General features: G+C 36.3%; 23 protein-coding genes. 13 read left to right on the forward strand and 10 right to left on the reverse strand.

Annotated elements, in window-relative coordinates:
• Positions 1 to 10 precede the first annotated feature (10 nt).
• The 7 genes from JFU18_RS09380 (at position 11) to JFU18_RS09410 (ending at position 7,574) form a co-directional block, all read left to right on the forward strand.
• On the forward strand, positions 11 to 961 hold the full coding sequence (locus tag JFU18_RS09380; protein WP_201034861.1) for a BclA C-terminal domain-containing protein: 951 nt from the start codon (positions 11 to 13) through the stop codon (positions 959 to 961).
• 122 nt (positions 962 to 1,083) lie between these two features.
• Complete coding sequence (locus JFU18_RS09385) at positions 1,084 to 1,929, forward strand: TylF/MycF family methyltransferase (RefSeq protein ID WP_201050301.1); 846 nt, start codon at positions 1,084 to 1,086, stop codon at positions 1,927 to 1,929.
• A gap of 224 nt (positions 1,930 to 2,153) precedes the next feature.
• The gene (locus JFU18_RS09390) at positions 2,154 to 2,912 is read left to right on the forward strand and encodes a class I SAM-dependent methyltransferase (protein WP_201034860.1); all 759 of its coding nucleotides are present in this window, start codon (positions 2,154 to 2,156) and stop codon (positions 2,910 to 2,912) included.
• 6 nt (positions 2,913 to 2,918) lie between these two features.
• Positions 2,919 to 3,845, forward strand: coding sequence for a glycosyltransferase family 2 protein (locus JFU18_RS09395; protein ID WP_193652795.1), 927 nt, complete (start codon positions 2,919 to 2,921; stop codon positions 3,843 to 3,845).
• Between the two features lie 130 nt (positions 3,846 to 3,975).
• The gene (locus tag JFU18_RS09400) at positions 3,976 to 5,136 is read left to right on the forward strand and encodes an FtsW/RodA/SpoVE family cell cycle protein (protein ID WP_002030401.1); all 1,161 of its coding nucleotides are present in this window, start codon (positions 3,976 to 3,978) and stop codon (positions 5,134 to 5,136) included.
• Between the two features lie 79 nt (positions 5,137 to 5,215).
• Positions 5,216 to 5,956 carry a bis(5'-nucleosyl)-tetraphosphatase PrpE gene (gene prpE, locus JFU18_RS09405; RefSeq protein ID WP_016093071.1) on the forward strand — a complete coding sequence of 247 codons (741 nt, stop codon included), beginning with the start codon at positions 5,216 to 5,218 and terminating at the stop codon, positions 5,954 to 5,956.
• A 223-nt stretch (positions 5,957 to 6,179) separates the two neighbouring features.
• Positions 6,180 to 7,574 carry a peptidase G2 autoproteolytic cleavage domain-containing protein gene (locus JFU18_RS09410; protein ID WP_201034859.1) on the forward strand — a complete coding sequence of 465 codons (1,395 nt, stop codon included), beginning with the start codon at positions 6,180 to 6,182 and terminating at the stop codon, positions 7,572 to 7,574.
• Positions 7,575 to 7,619: 45 nt separating this feature from the next.
• On the opposite strand, the gene JFU18_RS09415 is transcribed toward JFU18_RS09410, so the two are convergent.
• Genes JFU18_RS09415 through JFU18_RS09430 form a run of 4 tightly spaced genes read right to left on the reverse strand, consistent with a single transcriptional unit; the run spans position 7,620 to position 10,385 of the window.
• The gene (locus JFU18_RS09415; RefSeq protein WP_201034858.1) at positions 7,620 to 8,513 is read right to left on the reverse strand and encodes an RluA family pseudouridine synthase; all 894 of its coding nucleotides are present in this window, start codon (positions 8,511 to 8,513) and stop codon (positions 7,620 to 7,622) included.
• Positions 8,514 to 8,528: 15 nt separating this feature from the next.
• Positions 8,529 to 9,326 (reverse strand): NAD kinase, encoded by a 798-nt coding sequence (locus JFU18_RS09420; RefSeq protein WP_002011365.1) that lies wholly within the window; start codon positions 9,324 to 9,326, stop codon positions 8,529 to 8,531.
• An 18-nt stretch (positions 9,327 to 9,344) separates the two neighbouring features.
• Complete coding sequence (gene yjbM / locus JFU18_RS09425; RefSeq protein ID WP_002125951.1) at positions 9,345 to 9,983, reverse strand: GTP diphosphokinase; 639 nt, start codon at positions 9,981 to 9,983, stop codon at positions 9,345 to 9,347.
• Positions 9,984 to 10,013: 30 nt separating this feature from the next.
• Entirely contained in the window at positions 10,014 to 10,385 is a 372-nt protein-coding gene (locus JFU18_RS09430; RefSeq protein ID WP_002030390.1) for a UPF0738 family protein, read from the reverse strand.
• Between the two features lie 144 nt (positions 10,386 to 10,529).
• Here JFU18_RS09430 and JFU18_RS09435 point away from each other — a divergent pair, with 144 nt between their 5' ends.
• The 4 genes from JFU18_RS09435 to JFU18_RS09450 all read left to right on the forward strand — a co-directional run bounded on the left by JFU18_RS09435 (position 10,530) and on the right by JFU18_RS09450 (position 12,988).
• Positions 10,530 to 11,108, forward strand: a complete 579-nt coding sequence (locus tag JFU18_RS09435) for a CYTH domain-containing protein (protein WP_201032683.1) — start codon at positions 10,530 to 10,532, stop codon at positions 11,106 to 11,108.
• 185 nt (positions 11,109 to 11,293) lie between these two features.
• The gene (locus JFU18_RS09440) at positions 11,294 to 11,692 is read left to right on the forward strand and encodes a globin domain-containing protein (RefSeq protein ID WP_000043388.1); all 399 of its coding nucleotides are present in this window, start codon (positions 11,294 to 11,296) and stop codon (positions 11,690 to 11,692) included.
• Positions 11,692 to 12,585 (forward strand): ClpXP adapter SpxH family protein, encoded by an 894-nt coding sequence (locus JFU18_RS09445; RefSeq protein ID WP_002011359.1) that lies wholly within the window; start codon positions 11,692 to 11,694, stop codon positions 12,583 to 12,585. Before JFU18_RS09440 ends, JFU18_RS09445 begins: the two co-directional genes overlap by 1 nt.
• A 229-nt stretch (positions 12,586 to 12,814) precedes the next feature.
• Positions 12,815 to 12,988, forward strand: a complete 174-nt coding sequence (locus JFU18_RS09450; RefSeq protein ID WP_000748141.1) for a hypothetical protein — start codon at positions 12,815 to 12,817, stop codon at positions 12,986 to 12,988.
• A 133-nt stretch (positions 12,989 to 13,121) separates the two neighbouring features.
• On the opposite strand, the gene pepF is transcribed toward JFU18_RS09450, so the two are convergent.
• The 4 genes from pepF to mecA all read right to left on the reverse strand — a co-directional run bounded on the left by pepF (position 13,122) and on the right by mecA (position 18,626).
• Positions 13,122 to 14,948: an oligoendopeptidase F gene (pepF, locus tag JFU18_RS09455; RefSeq protein WP_201034857.1), complete on the reverse strand. Its 1,827-nt coding sequence runs from the start codon at positions 14,946 to 14,948 to the stop codon at positions 13,122 to 13,124.
• A gap of 50 nt (positions 14,949 to 14,998) precedes the next feature.
• Positions 14,999 to 16,234, reverse strand: a complete 1,236-nt coding sequence (locus tag JFU18_RS09460) for a competence protein CoiA (protein ID WP_201034856.1) — start codon at positions 16,232 to 16,234, stop codon at positions 14,999 to 15,001.
• 91 nt (positions 16,235 to 16,325) lie between these two features.
• On the reverse strand, positions 16,326 to 17,870 hold the full coding sequence (locus JFU18_RS09465; protein WP_002064255.1) for a cardiolipin synthase: 1,545 nt from the start codon (positions 17,868 to 17,870) through the stop codon (positions 16,326 to 16,328).
• A 72-nt stretch (positions 17,871 to 17,942) separates the two neighbouring features.
• Entirely contained in the window at positions 17,943 to 18,626 is a 684-nt protein-coding gene (gene mecA, locus JFU18_RS09470; RefSeq protein ID WP_002011351.1) for an adaptor protein MecA, read from the reverse strand.
• Positions 18,627 to 19,062: 436 nt separating this feature from the next.
• On the opposite strand from mecA, the gene JFU18_RS09475 reads away from it, so the two are divergent.
• Positions 19,063 to 19,737 carry a TerC family protein gene (locus tag JFU18_RS09475; protein WP_002011349.1) on the forward strand — a complete coding sequence of 225 codons (675 nt, stop codon included), beginning with the start codon at positions 19,063 to 19,065 and terminating at the stop codon, positions 19,735 to 19,737.
• A 50-nt stretch (positions 19,738 to 19,787) separates the two neighbouring features.
• Here JFU18_RS09475 and spx read toward each other — a convergent pair whose 3' ends face one another.
• On the reverse strand, positions 19,788 to 20,183 hold the full coding sequence (gene spx, locus JFU18_RS09480) for a transcriptional regulator Spx (RefSeq protein ID WP_002011348.1): 396 nt from the start codon (positions 20,181 to 20,183) through the stop codon (positions 19,788 to 19,790).
• A gap of 580 nt (positions 20,184 to 20,763) precedes the next feature.
• Here spx and JFU18_RS09485 point away from each other — a divergent pair.
• Positions 20,764 to 20,967 carry a hypothetical protein gene (locus tag JFU18_RS09485; RefSeq protein ID WP_000559981.1) on the forward strand — a complete coding sequence of 68 codons (204 nt, stop codon included), beginning with the start codon at positions 20,764 to 20,766 and terminating at the stop codon, positions 20,965 to 20,967.
• A gap of 30 nt (positions 20,968 to 20,997) precedes the next feature.
• On the opposite strand, the gene JFU18_RS09490 is transcribed toward JFU18_RS09485, so the two are convergent.
• Complete coding sequence (locus tag JFU18_RS09490; RefSeq protein WP_201034855.1) at positions 20,998 to 22,644, reverse strand: peptide ABC transporter substrate-binding protein; 1,647 nt, start codon at positions 22,642 to 22,644, stop codon at positions 20,998 to 21,000.
• Between the last annotated feature and the right edge of the window lie 89 nt (positions 22,645 to 22,733).

The following is a 22,733-nucleotide window of genomic DNA, read 5'->3' on the forward strand; positions in this document are numbered from 1 at the left end:
AGGTGAATTTATGTCAAATAATAATTATTCAGATGGCTTAAATCCTGATGAATTCTTATCAGCTAGTGCATTTGATCCTAATCTTGTAGGTCCAACTTTACCACCAATACCACCGTTTACACTTCCAACCGGGCCTACTGGGCCGACTGGACCGACTGGACCGACTGGACCTACCGTACCGACTGGGCCTACTGGACCGACTGGGCCTACTGGACCGACTGGGCCTACTGGACCGACTGGACCGACTGGGCCTACTGGACCGACTGGACCTACTGGACCGACTGGGCCTACTGGAGACACTGGCGCTACTGGACCGACTGGGCCTACTGGAGACACTGGCGCTACTGGACCGACTGGGCCTACTGGAGACACTGGCGCTACTGGACCGACTGGGCCTACTGGAGACACTGGCGCTACTGGACCGACTGGGCCTACTGGAGACACTGGCGCTACTGGACCGACTGGGCCTACTGGAGACACTGGTGCGACTGGTGCGACTGGACCGACTGGACCGACTGGACCGACTGGGCCGACTGGGCCTACTGGGCCATCTGGATTAGGACTTCCAGCAGGATTGTATGCATTTAACTCTGCTACAGTTTCTTTAGCTCTTGGAATTAATGATCCTGTACCGTTTAACACGGTTGGATCTCAGTTTGGTACAGCAATTTCTCAATTAGACGCTGATACTTTCATCATAAGTGAAACTGGATTCTATAAAATTACTGTTATCGCATATACTGCAGCAGTAAGTATATTAGGTAGCCTTGCAATTCAAGTGAACGGCGGTAATATACCTGGCGCTGGAACAAGTTTAATCTCACTTGGAGCGCCTCTCGTTATCCAGGCAATTACACAAATTACAATAACGCCATCAATGGTTGAAGCTGTTGTTACAGGACTTGGATTATCTCTAGCTCTTGGTACAAGTGCATCCATTATTATTGAAAAAATCGCTTAATTTTTTACTTAGCAGTAAAACTGATATTAGTTTTACTGCTTTTTCAATTATGAATTCAAGCATGAAACTTTCACTATCTACATAATCATATTGTTGTATGACATTTTGCAGGAGGCACAAATATGGAAAATAAATTTGCTGTTCAGCTTTATCTCGAGTTGTTAAAGAAAACAATTTTATTTGAAATATGGCTAGAGTATGAGCCATATTTACCTGCTTCATTACATATTTCTAAGGGACTTCCATTCGAACCAGTTACCGTACCACTCCCTTTATTCATTAAGCAATATGCTGAAAACCATAACTTAAAAATTGTTAAACCAAGTGTGTCAAAAAGCGAACGTCAAGGTGGAATGGATTGGCCAAGAGCAGCACACAGTATGATTGGCCGGAAACGCATGAATCAATTACATGAAGCATTAGAAACAGTTGTCCGTGAAAATATAGAAGGTGATTTTATTGAAACAGGTGTGTGGCGCGGGGGATCATGCATTTTTATGAATGGTTTTTTACAGGCAAATAACATTACTAATCGTAATGTGTGGGTTGCAGATTCATTTGAAGGTTTGCCAACACCGAATTTAGAACAATATCCGAAAGATTACGGAGATTATTTACACTCTTTCGATTACTTACGCGTTTCTTTAGAACAAGTACAAGAGAATTTTAGAAAATATGATTTATTAAATGATCAAGTAAAATTTTTAAAAGGCTGGTTTAAAGATACTTTACCAACAGCACCAATAGAAAAAATTGCAATTGCACGCCTTGACGGTGATATGTATGAATCCACAATGGATGGTCTCGTGAACTTATACGATAAAGTTTCTAAGGGCGGCTATATTATTATTGATGACTATGGACTACCAGCTTGTGCAGAGGCCGTGACAGACTTTAGAAATCAAAGAAACTTAAAAGCTCCTATTACTAAAATTGATGTATTCGGGGTTTATTGGCGAAAAGAATAGGGCGAAACTTTATTCAGTTAGAGTTTCTCCATCTCACACTAATTATTAGCCTTCGCCAATAGCATGATAAATAAAAACAAAAGCTCCCATTACTATTTCCAGTTGTTCTAGGGAGCTTTTTACATATCGCAACAGTTCTAATATCATTTCCCCTCCCACTCTAAAATGTTAGCTGCATGTTAAAAATGTTGGTTCCCTATTTACTACAAGGAAGGAGTGACATTATGAGCGAGCTTGAAAAAAAAATCGCATTAATCCCACCTCCCGAACTCGTCCAATATGTAGGTGGCGACTTTCACAAGGTTGGAAAAGAATTCATAAAGCATTTTATTCAAATTGGTAGTTTAAAATCCAATGAAACAGTGTTAGATGTAGGTTGTGGTGTCGGTCGAATGGCGGTTCCATTAATGAATTACTTAAGCGATGATGGGGCTTATTATGGATTTGATTTATTTAAAGATGGCATTACATGGTGCAAAAATAATATTTCAACTACCCGTAGCAATTTCCATTTTGAACACGTTGATATATATAATCAATTCTACAACCCAGAAGGAAAAGAAGATGCTTCTCAATACAAATTTCCATATGAAGACGATTCATTCGATTTTATTTTTTTAACTTCTGTATTTACCCATCTCCTTCCGAAAGAATTAGAACATTACGTATCTGAGATTGTACGTGTTCTAAAAAAAGATGGGAGATGTTTTATTACCTTCTTTCTCATTACCCCTGAATCATCCTATTACTTAAATTCAGGGCTAAGTACATTAGGTTTTTATCATCAAATTGAAAATTGTTATGTTGTGAATAAAGATATTCCTAATTTCGCAGTTGCCTATCCTGAAAAAGATATCCGCATCTTATTAAATAAACATGGCTTAGAGGTAATTAATAAACCGCATTATGGTTTATGGTGCGGCAGAAATGAGTATACAAGTTATCAAGATATCGTTCTTACAAAAAAAGCTTCTGAAAGGTAGTTTCGTATGAATAATAAAAAAAAGTTACCTCTCGTTTCCATCCTTATTCCCACTTATAATCGACCACATTATTTCAAAATTGCTCTAGAAAGTGCATTAGCACAAACTTACCCAAACATTGAAATTATTATAGGAGACGATAGTACAAATGATGAAACAGAAATCTTAATAAATGAACAGTATTTACCTAATTATAAAAACATAACATACATTCGAAATACCACTACTTTAGGACAATTTCATAACGATCTTATGCTCTTAGAGAAATCTAATGGGGAGTATATAAATTTTTTAATGGACGATGATGTGTTTTATAATCATAAAATACAAAAAATGATGGCTTATTTTGAGCAAGACACAAATAAAAATCTCGCTCTTATAACTTCTTATCGAGTACGTATTGATGATCACGGGAATTTAATTGGAGATGCTCATCCAACACAAAGATTATATAGCGAAGACATTCAATTAAACGGAATATTTTTAGGCGACTGGATGTTAAAAGGTGGACATAACATTATCGGTGAGCCTACAACTATTCTGTTTAGAAAACAGTTACTCACTGAACCTTTCGGCACGCTAAAAGGAAGGCACTATTCTTGTAGTGTCGATATGGCATCATGGATTTCCTTACTTTCTAAAGGAGACGCAGTATACATATCCGAACCTTTAAGCCAATTTCGCTACCATACTGGGCAACAAATACACAGCAAGCTCCTTGAAGGATCTGAGGATTTTACGCACCTCGTTATAACTTCAAAAGAATACGGATTTTTACAAGATAATACAGATTATAGACTAGGTCTAATTAGCGCTTATAAATGGTGTAAAGGTTCCTTAGAATATTATAGCCAGCTACCAAACCTCATTCCAGATGCACATGTACGTCTTTCCCATTGTTTGGACATAATTATAAAAGAGCTACATCATTAGTCTATTCTGCGAACATAAAATGTGTGAGCTTTACGTGAATAATGCGTATAGTTCATACATTCTTTTTAAATTATGTGATGCACCAACTAAAACCCACTAATATAGAGAGCAGTAGAAAGGAATTCATACAGTGAAAGATCCGAACACTCAATATCAAATAGACTACATATTAATATTCATTTTATTTGCCATTGGGATTGTTAGCTGCTTTGCTATCGCAAGTGCACAAGCTTCTTTACCACCATTTTTACAAAACGTAAATTTTGTATTAAAACAAATCCAATGGTATGCCATTGGATTTATCGCCATTGGTGTTATTATGGTTATTGATTTCGATCGCTATAAACAAATTGCTTGGTATTTATATAGCTTTGCACTCATACTTCTAATTGGCCTAGAACTTCAAGTTCCTGGCGCCGTTACAATTAAAGGGGCTACCGCGTGGTACAGACTTCCAGGCATCGGAAACTTTCAGCCTTCTGAAATTATGAAATTATTTTTGATTATCGTCGTTGGACGAATTATAGCGAATCATAATGAAAAATACCTTTTTCGGACAACTCGTGAAGATTTCATTTTACTTTTAAAAATATTTGCAGCTAGTTTACCTCCACTACTTCTAATCGCAAAAGAACCTGATTTAGGAAACACAATGGTCATTTCAGCGATGCTTGCAACAATGGTTTTAGTTTCTGGTATACGTTGGCGCTTTATCCTCGGATTAACCTCCGGTATTTTCGCCATAGGCTCTACCTTAACATATATTTATTTCACGCATACAGAGTTCTTTAAAGAGCACATTCTAAAAGAATATCAATTAAATCGCTTCTATGGTTGGCTTGCACCTTATGAATATGACGCACAAGGATACCAATTAAGACAAGCATTTTTAGCTACTGGATCAGGAGAAATGCAAGGAAAAGGATGGGAAAATAGACAAGTATATTTTCCAGAGCCACATACAGATTTTATTTTTACAAATATCGCTGAACAATTCGGTTTTTTAGGAGCAAGTGTTATTATTTCATTTTTTTTCTTACTCATTTACCGAATGATCCATATCGCTTTAGAAAGCAATGAACCTTTCGGTAGTTATATTTGCGCTGGTACAATTGGAATGTTTACGTTCCAAGTATTCCAAAATATTGGGATGACAATTGGTTTACTCCCTATTACAGGAATAACGTTACCGCTTATGAGCTACGGCGGGAGTTCACTGCTCACATATATGGTTGCTATTGGATTTATTTTAAACGTACGCTCAAGAACTAAAATCTTTATGTTTAAATGAACCATATCGAAAAACGGTATGGTTTTTTTCTATGTCCATTTTAGATATACTAATGAAAAAATGAGCTGGAGGTTTAAATATGAAATATGACATTATAGGTGATATTCACGGATGCTTCCAAGAGTTTCAAGATTTAACAACGAAACTAGGGTATAGCTGGGATAGTGGTATCCCAATTCATAACGCAAAACGAAGGCTTGCATTCGTTGGTGATATTACAGACCGAGGTCCTCATTCATTACGGATGATTGAAATTGTATGGGAGCTCGTAATAAATAGAAAAGATGCTTATTATGCTCCAGGGAATCACTGTAATAAACTGTATCGTTTCTTCCTTGGACGTAATGTTACAATCGCTCATGGGCTCGAAACAACTGTTGCAGAATATGAAGCATTGCCTTCTAATAAGCAACAAATAATAAAAGAAAAATTCATTACTCTTTACGAACAATCACCGCTATATCACATACTGGATGAAAAAAAATTAACCGTCTGTCACGCTGGTATTCGGCAAGATTACATAGGAAGACAAGATAAAAAAGTACAAACCTTTGTATTATATGGTGATATTACAGGCGAAAAACACCCTGACGGCTCACCTGTCCGCCGAGATTGGGCGAAAGAGTATAAGGGTGAAACATGGATTGTTTATGGACATACACCTGTCAATGAACCCCGCTTTGTGAATCATACAGTCAATATTGATACTGGTGCTGTATTTGGTGGTAAACTAACTGGACTACGTTACCCTGAGTTGGAGACCGTTTCTGTCCCTTCTTCCCTACCTTTTGTCCCTGAAAAGTTCCGCCCAATTTCATAAAGTGAAACTTTAATCAGTGGGAGTTTTGTTCATCCCCCACTGATTATTAGCCCGCACCAATCGGGATAAATACCTCTACTTAATACAATTCACGATTTGCAGAGGATCATGGTGTTTTCTAGACATATTCCACACTAAAACTAGATAAAGCAATTAAAAAAAGATGCAATAAAGTGCATCTTTTTTTAATTGCACGGCATATACTGTCGCAGGAGGTGACGGAATGAAGAAAAAATCTTCTAAACAAAAAAGAAAATTCCACCCTTTATACCATCCCATGTATGGAATTAACAACTGGTGCAGTATTCGAGCTGCAGCTATAGAAGAAATAGAAGAACAAGAGTCATCAAAAAAAAGCAAACCGAGAGAAAAATATATCTCTTTAGAAAATGCAGTTATGAGGCGAATTATAGATAGCAGGAAAATAAAAGCAAAACAAAAAAAGAAGCTCGCTTCTAATAATGATGAACCTGTGCTTAATTCGGAAAAGATACAAGAAAATATAGAAGAAAACATTCCTGCAGCAATCAAGGAAAAAGTACAACCAGAAATTCCAGCTACTATTATAAATCAAGTAAAAAAAATAAAAGAAGCATTAATCTCGGGCAACGATGTACAAATAGAAAGATCCGCGCCTATTCAGGCTCCTGTACCTACACCTATAAAAAAAGAAAATAACAAAGGAGCTCGTCACGCATATAAAGAAGGACTTCACTCTAAAGCTGATGGAATCGCTTCACATGCAGAAGGGCTTCTTACACATGCAACGGGTCCCTTTTCTCATGCAGAAGGGACAAAAACAAAGGCAACTGGACATAGTTCGCATAGCGAAGGAAGTGAAACGACAGCAGGCGGCTCTTATTCTCATGCAGAAGGAAAACATGCAATTGCTTTGGGCGAAGCAGCACATGCAGAAGGAACCGCAACTATCGCTAACGGATTCTCATCTCATGCGGAAGGAAATCATACATCAACAGCTAATTTTGCAGGCAGCCATATTATGGGGAAATTTGGTACAGCAGAAGAAGCTTATTCCTGGTTTATCGCAAATGGGACAAATGACACTGATTATAATATAGGTGCCAAATGGCTTGCCCATAACGGAGAAATGTATATCGATGGTGCTTCTTACAATGCAGGTGGTACTGATTTTGCACAAATGTTTGAGGCAGCAGATCATAGCCCTATTGATATCGGCTATTTCATTACATTTAGTAGCGAAGAAAAAATTCGAAAAGCTACTTCAAATGATACATTCATATTAGGCATATCCAGCGCTACTCCTGCTCTCATAGGAAATAGCGGTGCTTTAAGTTGGCAAAAACGCTATGAAACAGACAGCTTCGGAAAACGTCAATATACACGTACTAACAAACAAGAAATACAACCCCTTTTAAATACAGAATGGGATCCAGCTTGTAAGTATATATCAAGAAGAGACCGTACTGAGTGGCTTCCTGTCGGATTAATTGGACAAATGTTAGTACGTGATGACGGCACTTGCGAAGCACACGGATATTGTCGTCCAAATGATGACGGCATTGCCACAAAAGCTGAAAGTGGCTTTTTCGTTATAAAACGTACTGGTGAAAATCAAATTTTAATATTATTTCGCTAAAAAAAGGGAACAAAATTCTTTTTATGATAAGAATTTTGTTCCCTTTTAATTGTTATGTAAAGCGTATTGCATATCCTCTGGGATACTTACGGTAAAAGTCATTCCCTTTTCTAAGATAGGGTGATAAAACGTCAAAGATGTACTATGCAGCGCTTGACGTTTTATCACATCTCTTCGGCCACCGTATAGATCATCCCCAAGTAGCGGATGTCCTATATATGTCATATGTACACGAATTTGATGTGTTCTTCCCGTCTCGAGCTCAAGCGCTACATGCGTCTTATCGGAAGAACTCTCCATCACTCTAAAATGAGTAACAGCTCTTTGACCATCTTCACAAATAGTTCGCTCGATAATACTATCCGCTTTTCGTCCGATTGGCGCGTCAATCGTTCCTACTTCTTCTAAAATAGTCCCATGAACGATTGCCTCATACGTTCGTTTCACCCCTTTTTGTTGATGCTGCTTCGATAAAAGGTGGTGAACGAATCTATTTTTCGCAATTAACATAAGCCCTGAAGTATCACGGTCTAACCTCGTCACAATGTGCACCGTACTTGCAAGATTTTGTTTATCATAATGATATAAAAGAGCGTTTGCAATACTTCCTGACGGGTGCTCCCTAGACGGAATCGTCGACATATTTGCTTCTTTATTTATAACAAGAACCGCATCATCTTCATATACGATACATAAAGGGATCTCTTCCACTTCCATCCCTTCACTTCTTTCCTCCACTGGAAAAAAGATTTGTAACTCTTCACCAGCTTGTAACTTGTGACGAACACTTGTGTGTTGACCGTTTACTTCAATTGCTCCCCCGCGGAACTTTATATCCGTTAAAGCAGCTTTCGAAATCCCTTTTGTTTTCAAAAATTCTCTAACTAAAGTTCCCTCTTCAGCCAGCCCTATATCCCATTTCAATGTAAATCTGTTCAAATATATAAACCCTCTCTATTTATCTGCAACAAACGAGTCACGAACACGTTTCCAGAATGGGAACGGACGGAAACGAACAAATCGTACTTTCTCGTTTGCAACGCGATACTGAATTGATTTCACATCTTGATGAACCATCGTCAAATGATCCACGGTAATTTGCATGTTCATTCCTGCAGCGGGCTTTAAAACGCATGTATGATGCTTCGGCAGTACGAGCGGCGAACCTACCGTACGAAATACACGATTGTTGATAGATGCCATTTCTGCAATTTGAATCGCTTCAATAGAAGGGTGAATAATTGCTCCGCCAAGCGCCTTATTATACGCGGTACTTCCTGAAGGAGTAGAAATACAAAGACCATCTCCGCGAAACGTTTCGAAATACTCTCCGCGTATTTCCACTTCTGTTACTAATGTACCTTCTGCACTTTTTACAGTCGCTTCATTCATCGCCAAATACTGCGACTCTTTACTACCATTCACATAGCGAATAATCACTTCTAAAAGTGGATATTCAACCACTTGGAACGGTGTTTTAGCGATTGCAATCACCAACTTCTCTACTTCCGTCGGTAACCAATCTGCATAGAAACCTAAATGCCCTGTATGTACACCAACAAATGCGGTTTCATCTAATCGATTATAGTAACGATGGAATGCATATAAAAGCGTTCCATCTCCCCCAACAGAAATTACAATATCAGGTTCCTTTTCATCCATTGTAAACCCAAAATCTAACAAGTATTCTTTCATCGTACTTGCTAGTGTATCTGATGATTGATCTCCCTTTGACATAATTGTAAATTTCATCGCCCAACACCCTTTAGTTTATGATTCAGAATCTTTCGTTTCCTGCTTTCGTGAAAAGACCTTTTGCGCTTCTTGAATTTCAAGACGAATGGAAGACATTTCTTCATCTAATAAAAACGCCGCTTCCGCTGCACGTTGTAAGCGTATTTTAATATCTTCAGGAAAACGTCCACTATATTTGTAATTTAAAGAATGCTCAATCGTTGCCCAAAAATTCATTGCTAACGTGCGAATTTGAATTTCAACTAACACTTTTTTCTCCCCCTGTATCGTTTGAACAGGATAACTAATGACAACGTGGTAAGAGCGATAGCCGCTATCTTTCTTTTGCGTTACATAATCACGTTCTTCTACAATGTCAAAATCATTTCGTTTTCGAAGATATTCTACAACAGGCTTAATCTCATCTACGAATTGACACATCATTCGAAGGCCCGCGATGTCCTGCATATCTTCTCTAATTCGGTCTAGCGGTACATTTCTCTTCTCCGCTTTATCAATAATACTTGCAACCGACTTTACCCTTCCTGTTACAAACTCAATTGGAGAATGCTCCGTTAACATTGCAAATTGAGTACGCATTCCTTTTAGTTTCACTTTCAGCTCCGCCACCGCTTGGTGATACGGTGCTAAAAATTCTTCCCAATTACGATTCATTTCAACCACCACCAAAATCAATCCATTTGCTTATAGAAACACTTTTTCTACAGCAGTTACTAGTTCTTCTCCGTAATTTGCATTACCTTCAATATTTTCAACTAAATATTCTACTTCTTCTTTTAATCCTTCTAATTCTATTTCAACATCATTCACGCGAATAAACATCGCTGTATCTTTATTCATCGCTTCATGCACTGCTTCCCAGCATGTATGCGGAATACTTACATAAATGAAAGATGATTCATTTTCTAAGATATATAAAAATGATAAATTGTCTGAGTCTACAAGTACGTGATTACGCGCACTTAACTCCTTTACCTCTATTTCAGTATTTTCCGCACAAAAAATAAGCGCATTCTCTCTCGTTTCTACGCTCTTAACTTGAATTTTATTTTGCATACTCGAACTCCTCCATCTCAACTTCCTGTCTTACTTAACAGTATTATTGTATCATAACATGGACGCAAACAAATAAAACATTGAACCAAATTTGCGAAAAAGCGATAATGTGGAAAGAATTATTTTTCAAAAGGAGCGCATACAATGACACAAGAAATTGAAATTGAATTTAAAAATATGGTTACAGAGAAAGAATTCCAAACATTATGCAAATCTTTTTCTATTGAAGCATTTACAAAACAAGTAAATCACTACTTTGAAACGCCTCACTTCTCTTTAAAAGATACGGGCTCTGCACTTCGTATTCGTCATAAAGATGGAACTTATACATTAACATTAAAACAACCTGCTGAAATTGGTTTATTAGAAACTCATCAGTCTGTAACAGAAAAAGAAGCACAACTTATGATGGAAACAAACACAATCATTCAAGGAACTGTAATGGATCAGCTACACAAATTACAAATTCCCGTTTCCTCTTTAACTTATATGGGTAGTTTAACAACAGAAAGAGCTGAAATATTATTTGAAGGCGGAACGCTTGTCTTTGATCATAGTTTCTATTACAATCACGATGATTATGAAATTGAATACGAAGTGCAAGATGAAAAGACCGGTAAAGCAGCATTTATAAGGTTATTAAAGCAACATAACGTACCAGTTCGTCATACAAACAACAAAGTAAAACGCTTTTTCCTTGCCAAACAAAACGAAGAGCGCTAAAGTAAAATTTCCATCAGTGCAGAAGTGATTTACTGGTGGCTATGTTTCACCTTTTTGAAAAGTAAAAGATTTATTAGCAACATATAGAATAAGCAAAGAATGTTATGAAGGCTGTTTAGTTGCTCTTCATAACATTCCATTGCTACAATAGACATACATTTCATGGAAAAAGGGGTTTATAAAGGATGAGCAAGCAACCGATGACACCATTTGAAGCAATCGGCGGTGAACAATGCATTGCAACATTAGTGGATACATTTTATTCCTATGTCAGTGAACACCCTGACTTATCTCCGATCTTCCCGGATGATTTAACAGAAACTGCTAGGAAGCAGAAACAATTTTTAACACAATATTTAGGTGGTCCTAATTTATACACTGAAGAACATGGGCATCCTATGCTAAGAGCACGCCATCTTCCGTTTGAGATTACTCCAAAACGCGCAGAAGCTTGGCTGTCATGTATGGAGCAAGCAATGGATGATACAGGAGTGCACGGTCATATAAGAGAGTTTGTTTTTGAACGTTTAGCATTAACTGCTCAACATATGGTCAATACTCCAAATGAAACAGGTGAAGTGTAATGGATAAGCAGGAAGCAAAGCATATAAATATGCCTTCTCCTTCCACATGCGAGCATAAATCTGTAGAAGCATATTTATTTATTGATCCACTTTGTAAAGATTGCTGGGATATCGAGCCATTTATTATTAAACTATGGCTTGAGTATGGGAAATACTTCTCTATTCGTCATATAGTAACAGGAAAAGTGGACGGGGCAAACGCTTCCTCACACAAATGGAATAAACCTGCTAATATTCGATTTGTGTGGGAAAAGACAACTAGTTTACAAGGTTTTTCATGTGATGGAAAAGTACATATGCAAGAGGCGTCGTCAACACCGTATTTAGTTTCGATGGCAATTAAGGCGGCGGAGTTGCAAGGCCGAAAAGCAGGTTCGAAGTTTTTGCGAAAACTCCAAGAATACATTTTTCTTGAAAATGTATCAAACCCTGACTGTGAATTATTGCTTACATGTGCTAAAGATAGTGGCATTGATGTAGAGGAATTTAAAAAAGACCTACACTCAGTTAGCGCAAAAAAAGCTTTCCAATGCGACCTAAAATTCACAAATGAGATGCATATTACAGAAATACCTTCCCTCCTATTTTTTCATGCAAATTCAGATGAGGAAGGTATTAAAATCACAGGGATTTATTCCTATGATGTATACGTACAGCTATTAAAAGAACTGGTAAAATGCGAAATTGAACCAGAACCATTACCTCCTTTAGAAGTATTACTAGAAGCAACACAATTTATTTCTTCAAAGGAAATCTCATTTATATATGACTGCCCTCAGCAAGAAATAGAGCGCGAACTAAAAAAATTACAACTAAAACGAAAAGTACAAATGATTGAAGTGAAGTGCGAGCGTTATTGGAAATGGATAGCAAAAGAAAAAGACCTGGTGTAAACACCAGGTCTTTTTCTTTACGGCTTATAAAAATATTAAAGGGGATGGGAGAAATTTTCACGTTCAAACAAAGGGGTATATGTTTGTATGTGAATTCGTTCACGCTTATTATATTACAAGATTCGACGCCAAATGACAACCCCTTTTGTCGAATTTCACATTTTTGTCACATTCTAAACGTTTTCATTCTTGAATAAGCTATAAAAAAAGCAATTTAGGAGGTTTCCTTATGAAAAAATCTCATATTTTTCTTATCTTTCTATGTGTTATTGTTTCTTTTTTCTTGTATATCCTCTCTCTATTACAAGCTTTCCCTAAAATTATTGCCTTTCCTCTTTTATTCGGAGTTATCGTCATCGCTGTCTCTTATTTCAACTATAGAAAACGATTTAAAGGATTTTAATTACAAAAATCAACTGTAAAACTGCCTTCTAATTTAGAAAAAGTAAGGAAACCCTCCTTATTTTATCGACAAATATCGACAAAATACATTTTCAAACAAAAAAGACGAGGATAAAACCCCTCGTCTTTTCTCATTACTTTTCTTCAAATAATAACGCTTCTAATTCATTTAATTTCTCTTCAAATACTTGAAGTGCCTCTTTCACTGGTTCAGGAGATGCCATATCAACTCCTGCTTTTTTCAACACTTCAATTGGATAATCGGAGCTTCCCGCTTTTAAGAATTCGTTAATGTAACGTTCTACTGCTGGTTGCCCTTCTTCTAAAATTTGTTTAGATAAAGCTGTCGCTGCACTAAATCCTGTTGCGTATTGATATACGTAATAGTTGTAATAGAAGTGCGGAATACGAGACCATTCTAAACCGATTTCTTTATCGATTACTAAAGCATCCCCGAAATATTTCTTATTTAAATCGTAGTAAATCTCCGTTAACATATCTGGCGTAACCGCATGTCCTTCTTGTACTTTTTTATGAATGATATGCTCGAACTCTGCAAACATTGTTTGACGGAATACAGTACCACGGAATCCTTCTAAATAATGATTTAATAAATATAGACGCTCTTTTTTATCTTCTGTCGTTTTTAATAAATAATCATTTAGAAGCGCTTCATTACAAGTTGATGCTACCTCTGCAACGAAGATTGAATAATCACCGTATACGTGTGGCTGTGTCTTTCTTGTGTAATAACTATGCACCGAATGACCAAACTCATGAGCAAGTGTATATAAATTATTTACATTATCATGCCAGTTCATTAAAATATACGGATTTGTTCCGTATGCACCAGATGAATATGCTCCGCTTCGTTTGCCTTTATTCTCGTACACATCTACCCAGCGATTTTCATATGCTTCTTTTAAAATTTCAACATATTCATCACCAAGTACGTTTAAAGATTTTAATAACAGGTCTTGCGCTTCTTCATACTTCACATTCATTTTCACTTCTTGTACAAGTGGTGTATATAAATCGTACATATGAAGCTCATCAAGTCCTAGTGCACGCTTACGAATATCAATGTAACGGTGTAATAAATGTAAGTTGTCATTTACCGTTTCAACGAGTTGATCGTATACTGCTTCAGGAATATTATTATTGCTTAATGCTGCTTGGCGAGCAGAGTCATATTTACGAATACGTGCATTGAAATTATTACGTTTCACTGCCCCGCTTAACGTACTTGCAAATGTGTTCTTAAATTTCCCATACGTTTCAAATACAGCTTTGAATGCATCTTCGCGAACACGACGATCATCACTTTCTAAAAACTGAATGTAACGGCCATGTGTTATTTCTACCTCTTCTCCATCCTCACCCTTAATAGATGGGAATTTCAAATCCGCATTATTCAACATACCGAATGTATTACTTGATGCACTCATCACTTCAGATGCTTCTGCTAATAACGCTTCCTCTGCCTCAGATAATACGTGCGGGCGTTGACGTGTAATTTCTTCTACTGCATGCTCATATACACTTAGTTCTCGATTTTCTTGTAAGAATGTTTGCAATGTATCTTCTGAAATAGATAAAATTTCAGGTACGATATACGCTGTGCTACTAGATACTTGTGAGTATAAATTTGTTGCGCGATCATTCAGTGCTTGATACACAGAGTTTGTTGTATCTTGATCGTAACGCATATGTGCATATGTATATAGCTTACCTAATCGCATTGAAATTTCATCTTCATATTGCAATGCCTCAAGCAAATTGTCTGCAGAGTCGCCAAGCTTCCCTTTAAATTCAGTTAACTTTGGCAATAGCTCTTTAATAGCTTGGAATTCTTTTTCCCATTCTGCATCTGTTTGGAAAATATCTTCTAATCGCCATGTGCTTGCTTCTTCAATCTCATTGCGATCTGGTAATGTTTTTGCTTTATTTTGTTCAGACATTCTGTAAGCCCTCCTTTAAATATCTCTACTTAAGTACAATTCTGTTTTTCTTATGTAATTCCTTCACGTTCATTCTTTATTATATCCCCTTTTTCTTCTCTCATGTTGAACTTTGTCTCAAATAGAGATAGCGCATAAGTTAGGCAAATCTCATCATATTTCCTAACTTCCTCCTCCGCCTGTAACATAACTATATTCCTCATTTTTCGGTACGTATAAGTCCCTACTTTATGCAACACGCCTACAAAACATAAAAAAGTCATATATTCAGTAACCGCTACTTTCCATATATGTCGTGAAAAGTACGGAAGTAAGCGCATTTTCGTATTTTTTTTTACATAACTACACACATATTGAAGGGAAATACAATTCCCTACCGCAAGCTCACCTATACACTTCATGTATAGAAAAGCTTGCCATGTAAATGGATTTGTTTGAAAAGCAAACGCAGATGGGAGCGGAACACCGATTTCAGAAGGAAAGCTCGCTGGGGTACATTTATATTGATATAAGAGGCGGAGTAGTGACTTATGATTATAATTCCAGATAGATAGAGCATTTTGCCGAAAATGGTTCTTTTTTCTCTTCCATTCTTGTCCTAATACCTCTTTTTGGAAAGGAACAGAGGAAAAGAGCATGTCAACAGTAGTCGTATCAGTTGGTAAATAAATAGTATGTGAGAAAGATACATTTGTAGAAAACGGAGTGATAAATGCGCATTTCATAAACGATTTTTGTTTCGGACAGAAGAAAATAAGAAATGGCTGAGGATAAGATTGTAAGGAGAAAGCCAGAAGTGAGGAAAATTTCATCCAATATGCAGATTGCTTTTTTAATTGATTTCCACCAATGATCCAGATGACCTGTATACCAGCTTGCCAATACGAGTATGTTCGTTTAGAAAGCTGTTCTATGGAGAGATTGGTGCATTGATATTCAATCGCAATTTCCCTACCTGCTCTCTCTACGAAAACATCTGGTCTTTGCTGGATTTTTGGAAGGTAATGCTCTATATCCACATGAAAATTTTGACGTTTCAGCCATCTATATAACAATTCTTTACCGTGCATATGATACATAGATTCTGCTTCATAAAAGGTAAGACATGAATCCACTTTCTTATGAGCAAAATGCCAGCTCTTTTGTGTTCCTAATTTCATTTGCACTTCTTTTCCGCAAGCTGTACAAAAGAATTTTTCTCGTTTACGCATTTCGCGTAAACGTTCTTCATCCCGGTTATATAATAGATGAATTTTCTCTCCGTTTTCTCTCCTTGCAATAAACATCCACCATCACACCCTTTCAACTTCTTGTATTCTACAATTTACTACAAATTCCTCTCAAAAAAAGAGATGTCCTAAATTAGGACATCTCTTTCTATAATAAAGGTGATAATAACCGATACGTCGATTCAACAATCCGCCTATGAAGACGTCTCTTATGAAATCGGTCAACATGAATTTCACTGGATTCTTCTAAATCGTCTTTAAAATCTTGAACGAGCTTTCGAATGCTACCTGTATCATATAAAAAGGCATTTACTTCAAAGTTTAAATGAAAACTTCTCATATCCATATTAGCTGTCCCAATTGATGCGAGATCAGAATCCACGATGACAACTTTACTATGAAGAAAACCTTTTTCATATTCATATATTTTTACTCCTGCATCTAATAACTCCGGAAAGTACGATCTTGATGCATAAAAGACAGTCCGCTTATCTGGCTTACTTGGCATTAACAAACGAACATCAATACCAGCAAGTGCAGCTACTTTTAATGCAGATAAAATATCATCATCTGGGATAAAGTATGGTGTTGCAATCCAAATCGATTTCCTAGCTGAAGCAATCATTGCAAAATATAAATGTTTAATTGTTTCCCATTTATTATCCGGTCCACCTCCAACAAGTTGGACTCCGCCCCAATGATCACCCTCAACTGCTTCCGCTTGTAAATATTCAGGTGCTAATACCGCCTCACCAGTCATATAAAACCAGTCTTGAAGGAAAATTAGCTGTAAACTTTGAACTGCTTCACCGCGTAAATATAAATGCGTGTCTCGCCAAAAACCGAAATATTTATCCTTCCCTAAATACTCATCACCAATATTTAATCCACCTACAAACCCTTCATTTCCATCTATAATAACGATTTTTCGGTGGTTTCGATAATTAATTTTATCGTTTAAAATTGGAAAGCGCACAGGGAAAAATGGAATCATTTCTACTCCTGCATCATTCAATTCTTCAATATACGAATTTGATAATTTAAAGCTTCCAACCGCGTCGTATAAAAAACGAACGACAACGCCTTCTTTTGATTTTTTTATTAAAATATCTTTAATTTCTGTACCGAGCTTGTCATCACGCACAATGTAATACTCCATATGAATGTGGTGTTTCGCTCGATTTAACCCATCTAAAATTGCCTGAAACGTTTCGTCTCCATTTGTTAATGTCCTCGTTTCAGTTTGAAATGAAATATTTAAAGCACCTAGTCGATCTGCTAAACGAAATAACAATTCTTGATGCTTATGATTTCGTAAAATCCGTTCTTCGTAATCTTCGTGTCCCTTATATTGTAAAAACGCCTGTTCATCGAGTAATGCCTTCTTTTGGAACATTCTTTTTCTACGAAAATTTTGTCCAAATAAAAGATAAGCAAAGAAACCGAACACCGGAAAAATACCTAGTACGATTAACCACGTAAGTGTTTTAGACGGATGGCGGTTTTCTAAGAAAATAACACATCCAATTAAAAATGCGGAAACCGTAAATAAAATACTAATAATACCTAAAATAGAAACATCCTTTATCCCAATGACATCCGAATAAAATGCTACATCAATAAACATGCGTAATGAAACAAATAATGCGAACAATAGTAGAAAAAAGAAAAGTAGTTTTAACGTGTTTTTCATCTCTTACCTCCTTACTAAGAAAGCCTTCCTATTCTTCATAAAAAAAGCCGATTTCATACTATAGAAATCGGCCTACATTTTAGGAGGGAAATTGTTGCGAATTGTCTCAAGCGCACGCTCTTTCACAACCTGTTTCCCATACTCACTTACACGGTGAATCGTTAAAGTAGATTCTTCTCCATATTCTAAAACAATACTTAAAATACGATCAATTTCTTCTTCATCATGTAGCACTTCATCGAATTCCACATATACATAATATCGGTCCTCAAATGAATGTAATTCATCTTTTATATCTTCAAAGATAAGACGATGACTTAATGAAATAACATCTTCAAAATCATTAAACTTAATTAAAAAGCCAAACGTACCATCTTCATTAAAGTTTGTTCCTACTTGTTCTTCTACCTCTTCCACTAATTCTTGCTGGAATAATGATTCGATGCCTTCATCTAGAGGAATGTCTATAATTTTGTCTACACCTATTGGTAGCTCCAGCTTTTGTCCATCCTTTGAAAGCTCCGCTTTCGTTACAAGTACTTCAATCCCTTTATCGACTGCTTGCACTTGGATCCATAACGGCCCATCGATAAAGAAATCATCATGATCACGAGCTTCGTCCATCATCTCCCAAAAGAGCTCTTCACTTCGTTCGCGATCATACCAAATTTCTTCACGATTAAACCCTCTGTCCTCTATATCAATGTACGTAATAAAAAATTTCATCGTATGGTCATTAATTCTTTCAATATCCAAAATACAACGCTCCCTTCCTGCTTAGAATTGTTATGAAGGGATTCCCCACTCATATGACAAAACAATAGATTCTTGTACTCTCATTTTATGATAAGATTCTCCAGAAGGGAAATAAAATCGATTTATTTTACAAAAATAGTTATATACCTATCTGTATTCGACTTTTTACATAAAGTGAAACAATAATCAGTATTTTTTTCATCCTCCACTGATTATTAGCTCGCACCAATCGGAATAAATATACCATTATACCAATTCACTGTTCGCAAAAAATTTGGACATACATTCCCATATTCCCTCGTACACTGTAATAAAGTGAAACTTCTATTAGAGGTGATTATTTTGTCCCTGGGAGCGCGGGATCAAAACTAGACAAACTTTCTTCACCACATACATATATTTCGCTTATTAAAACATCATAAATGGAGGCAGACGAATGGACTTAGAGTTTTTAACATCTGTACTAATGATTGTCGGTATCGATGTTGTACTAGGTGGCGATAACGCAATTGTCATCGCACTAGCTAGCCGAAATTTACCTGAAGCAAAACGAAATAAAGCCATTTTGATTGGTACTATGTTAGCAATTGTGCTACGAATTCTCCTCACGATACTAGCTGTCTATTTACTTGATATCCCATTTTTACAACTCACCGGCGGAATTTTACTTACATTAATTGCGGTCAATTTACTCACTGATAATAACAACGATCTTTCTTCTATCAAAGGAAAAACGACTTTATTCCAAGCTGTGCGTACAATTGTATTCGCGGATCTCGTTATGGGGTTTGACAATGTTATTGCCATTGCAGGAGCAGCTCACGGAAGACTTTCACTCGTAATTATCGGTTTATTCATTTCTATCCCGATTATCATTTGGGGAAGCAAACTTATTTTAATACTCATGGAACGCTTTCCATTTCTCATTTATTGCGGAGCAGCAGTTCTCGCCTATACAGCAGGAAAAATGATTACACATGAAGACAGACTTGCAACGTTTTTTCATCATAATCCTAGTTTTGCCACAAGTATCCCTTATTTGTTCATTTTCACCATTTTATGCATAGGCTTTATCGTTCAACAAGTGCGATTACGTAATGTTAAACAGTAAAAAAAAACCTTCTACTCTATAATAGGTAGAAGGTTTTCATATTATTATAATTAATTTACAAGACGCTGTGCTTCACGTAATTGGAACGTTCTTACTGTACGTGGTAAGAAACGACGGATTTCATCTTCGTTGTAACCTACTTGAAGGCGTTTTTCGTCAATCATAATTGGACGACGTAAAATACCTGGATAGTCACGAATCATCTTATATAAATCTTGAAGTGGTAAAGACTCTAAGTTCACATTCAATTCTTGGAAAACTTTTGAACGAGTAGAAATAATCTCATCCGTTCCGCTTTCTGTCATACGTAAAATCTCTTTAATCTCATCAATCGTTAATGGATCTGAGAAAATATTACGTTCTGTATAAGGAATATGATTTTCCTCTAGCCATAATTTCGCCTTTCTACAAGACGTACAGCTTGGAGAACTATATAATGTTACCATACAAAGCTCACTCTCCTTAAAGAGTACAAATTCTGTACTAATTACAGTTTAAATTTCTAACTTCCGCAATTTTTCGCGATAACTTGTCTTATAGCAAAGTAAAAAATCGCAATTCATGTAAGCAACAATAATTACTTTTAATAAGTAACTTCTATAATCATTATACAATAGTTTTTGCAAGAAATATACAGTGAATTTACTGCTAGTTGAGAAAATTTCTCCGTGTACTCCACTGCTATGCAACATGATTATACTCAGTAAAACTGTCCTTTAACAACGGTCTTCAACCCTTTTGATACTTACTTTATACAATACTCTTCACTTGATATACAATTACAGTTTCATAATCTTCCCCATTAAAAAGAGAGCGTTTTCTTACCTTTTCCCAACAAAACAATTGAGAAATGTAAGACTCTAAAGGTTAGAAACAAAAAGGAACATTTGTTCTTATTTTAACAAATCTCTCCGCTCATGTCTATATGCTTTCTAAAGTAAATCGAATATTTTTCTGACATTTCTTTCTTTTTTACCATTTATCTCATACAATAAAAATACAGACAGACAAAGGGGGAATTTGCATATGATCGCTTTTTTTACTGATTTTATCATTGTTGCTACCCTCATCATCGGAATAACAGCATTGATTGGTGTCATTACAAATAGCATCGGTGAAAAACTCTTTGGTGGGAAAGAAAAAATGAAGTTTGTTAACAAAAGTTTAGATGTACAATCTGGCTGGAACCAAGTTGGCGGAAAAGGCATTTATAAAAAACGTACGTACTAAAAAAAGCAGGTAATTACCTGCTTTTTTTTGTTATTTTCCTACTGATGCCCATTTGAAGCTTACTTCCCCGCCGTATTTATGGTTGTACATATCTTTAATTGTTTCTCTTTGTAAATATGCTCTACCACGTTGATATACTGGAACAATCGCAGCGTCATCAAGTAACATTTTTTCTGCTTCAAGTAAGTTTTTCCAACGAGCATTTACGTCGCTTCCATCTTTCTTCGCTTTCATAATAATCTCATCGTACTTCGGATTAGAATACTTCATTTTATTTTGTGCCCCATCAGTTACGAACATATCAAGATATGTAACTGGATCTGGGAAGTCTGCACTCCATCCAGAGAATGACATTACAAAGTCGCCCGCATCTTCTAATTTTAGTTTTTGCGCGAATGGTTGTTGTTTAATTTTCACTGTTAAACCTGGCAAATTCTTTTCTAACTCACCTTTTAAATATTCACCAGTTTTCTTCGATAATTCAACGTCTTCATTTAATAGCTCTAATTCAATTTCGTTTTTACCAAGCTCTTTTTTACCAGCTTCCCAATACTTTTTCGCTTCTTTTACATTTGGTTTTACAATATCTCCATTTTCAACACGGAAATCTTTTTTATCCGGTCCTTTAATGAAATTGTCAGGAATTAATCCCGTCGCTGGCTTAGAACCGTTATTTAATAATGTATCAACGAATGGTTTACGGTCAAAACCAAGAGAAATTGCTTTACGAATATTTTTATTTGCTAAAGCTGGGTCTTTTTGATTTAAGCGAAGGAAGAATACAGATGTATCTTCTACCGTTTTGAAATCTGGTTTTCCTTTATATTTATCGATGAACTCTGCTAATAACGTCGCTCGATCGACTGCGTTTGTTTCATATAAATTAATTGGCGTAGACGTATCTTTTACAATATTAAAGTTTACTTCCTCAAGCTTCACTTCTTTATTGTCCCAATATGATGAGCTCTTTGTCATTTTGAAGCTACGTTCATGTTGCCAATCACTTAATGTAAATGGTCCGTTATAAAGTGTTGTATTTGCTTCTAAACCAAACTTCGTCCCTTGCTCTTTCACATACTTTTCATTAACAGGATAGAAGATCGGATAGACCATTAAATCAACAAGATATGGAATAGAATTATCTAATTCTACTTCTAGTGTATGATCATCAATCGCTTTTACACCTAATTGGTCTGGACTCATCTCTTTTTTATTAATTTTCTCAGCATTTTTTATATCGTACATAATGTACGCCGATTTCGCAGCTGTATCTGGATTAATTGCTCTTTGCCATGCATACACGAAATCTTTCGCCGTTACAGGTTCACCATTTGACCATTTTGCATTTTCACGTAATTTAAATGTATACTTTTTACCGTCTTCTGACTTTTGGAATTCCTTCGCTACACCTGGAACTAATTTATCGTCTTTCCCAAGGCGGTATAGGCCTTCCATCGTATTGTTCATTACTTTTGAAGAAACTGCATCAGCTGATAACGCTGGGTCCATCGTTGGAATTTCTTGTGTTTCAATTAAGTTAATAACTTGCTTCGCACCGCTTTTCCCGCTATCCCCTTTTGCGTTCGCTTGCGGTTCATCTTTTTGGTAGCCACATGCCCCTAAAATCATGCTCATTGCTACTGTTGATGCTACAAAAACTGGTATCTTTTTTTTCATACTTCCACCCTCCAAAAAAAATGTTAGCCCTTTCATTTTCAAACAGAAAGAAATATATATATGTTCTAATAATTCATATTATACACATA

Origin of the sequence: Bacillus sp. TH22 (assembly GCF_016651015.1) — a bacterium.
In the GTDB taxonomy this organism is placed as follows: domain Bacteria; phylum Bacillota; class Bacilli; order Bacillales; family Bacillaceae_G; genus Bacillus_A; species Bacillus_A mycoides.

What these genes read in the sequence shown, in the direction of transcription:
- JFU18_RS09380 (WP_201034861.1), top strand. Translation starts at nt 11, where the DNA reads ATGTCAAATAATAATTATTCAGATGGCTTAAATCCTGATGAATTCTTA.
- JFU18_RS09385 (WP_201050301.1), top strand. Translation starts at nt 1,084, where the DNA reads ATGGAAAATAAATTTGCTGTTCAGCTTTATCTCGAGTTGTTAAAGAAA.
- JFU18_RS09390 (WP_201034860.1), top strand. Translation starts at nt 2,154, where the DNA reads ATGAGCGAGCTTGAAAAAAAAATCGCATTAATCCCACCTCCCGAACTC.
- JFU18_RS09395 (WP_193652795.1), top strand. Translation starts at nt 2,919, where the DNA reads ATGAATAATAAAAAAAAGTTACCTCTCGTTTCCATCCTTATTCCCACT.
- prpE (WP_016093071.1), top strand. Translation starts at nt 5,216, where the DNA reads ATGAAATATGACATTATAGGTGATATTCACGGATGCTTCCAAGAGTTT.
- JFU18_RS09410 (WP_201034859.1), top strand. Translation starts at nt 6,180, where the DNA reads ATGAAGAAAAAATCTTCTAAACAAAAAAGAAAATTCCACCCTTTATAC.
- JFU18_RS09420 (WP_002011365.1), bottom strand. Translation starts at nt 9,326, where the DNA reads ATGAAATTTACAATTATGTCAAAGGGAGATCAATCATCAGATACACTA.
- yjbM (WP_002125951.1), bottom strand. Translation starts at nt 9,983, where the DNA reads ATGAATCGTAATTGGGAAGAATTTTTAGCACCGTATCACCAAGCGGTG.
- JFU18_RS09430 (WP_002030390.1), bottom strand. Translation starts at nt 10,385, where the DNA reads ATGCAAAATAAAATTCAAGTTAAGAGCGTAGAAACGAGAGAGAATGCG.
- JFU18_RS09435 (WP_201032683.1), top strand. Translation starts at nt 10,530, where the DNA reads ATGACACAAGAAATTGAAATTGAATTTAAAAATATGGTTACAGAGAAA.
- JFU18_RS09440 (WP_000043388.1), top strand. Translation starts at nt 11,294, where the DNA reads ATGAGCAAGCAACCGATGACACCATTTGAAGCAATCGGCGGTGAACAA.
- JFU18_RS09445 (WP_002011359.1), top strand. Translation starts at nt 11,692, where the DNA reads ATGGATAAGCAGGAAGCAAAGCATATAAATATGCCTTCTCCTTCCACA.
- JFU18_RS09450 (WP_000748141.1), top strand. Translation starts at nt 12,815, where the DNA reads ATGAAAAAATCTCATATTTTTCTTATCTTTCTATGTGTTATTGTTTCT.
- pepF (WP_201034857.1), bottom strand. Translation starts at nt 14,948, where the DNA reads ATGTCTGAACAAAATAAAGCAAAAACATTACCAGATCGCAATGAGATT.
- JFU18_RS09460 (WP_201034856.1), bottom strand. Translation starts at nt 16,234, where the DNA reads ATGTTTATTGCAAGGAGAGAAAACGGAGAGAAAATTCATCTATTATAT.
- JFU18_RS09465 (WP_002064255.1), bottom strand. Translation starts at nt 17,870, where the DNA reads ATGAAAAACACGTTAAAACTACTTTTCTTTTTTCTACTATTGTTCGCA.
- JFU18_RS09475 (WP_002011349.1), top strand. Translation starts at nt 19,063, where the DNA reads ATGGACTTAGAGTTTTTAACATCTGTACTAATGATTGTCGGTATCGAT.
- spx (WP_002011348.1), bottom strand. Translation starts at nt 20,183, where the DNA reads ATGGTAACATTATATAGTTCTCCAAGCTGTACGTCTTGTAGAAAGGCG.
- JFU18_RS09485 (WP_000559981.1), top strand. Translation starts at nt 20,764, where the DNA reads ATGATCGCTTTTTTTACTGATTTTATCATTGTTGCTACCCTCATCATC.
- JFU18_RS09490 (WP_201034855.1), bottom strand. Translation starts at nt 22,644, where the DNA reads ATGAAAAAAAAGATACCAGTTTTTGTAGCATCAACAGTAGCAATGAGC.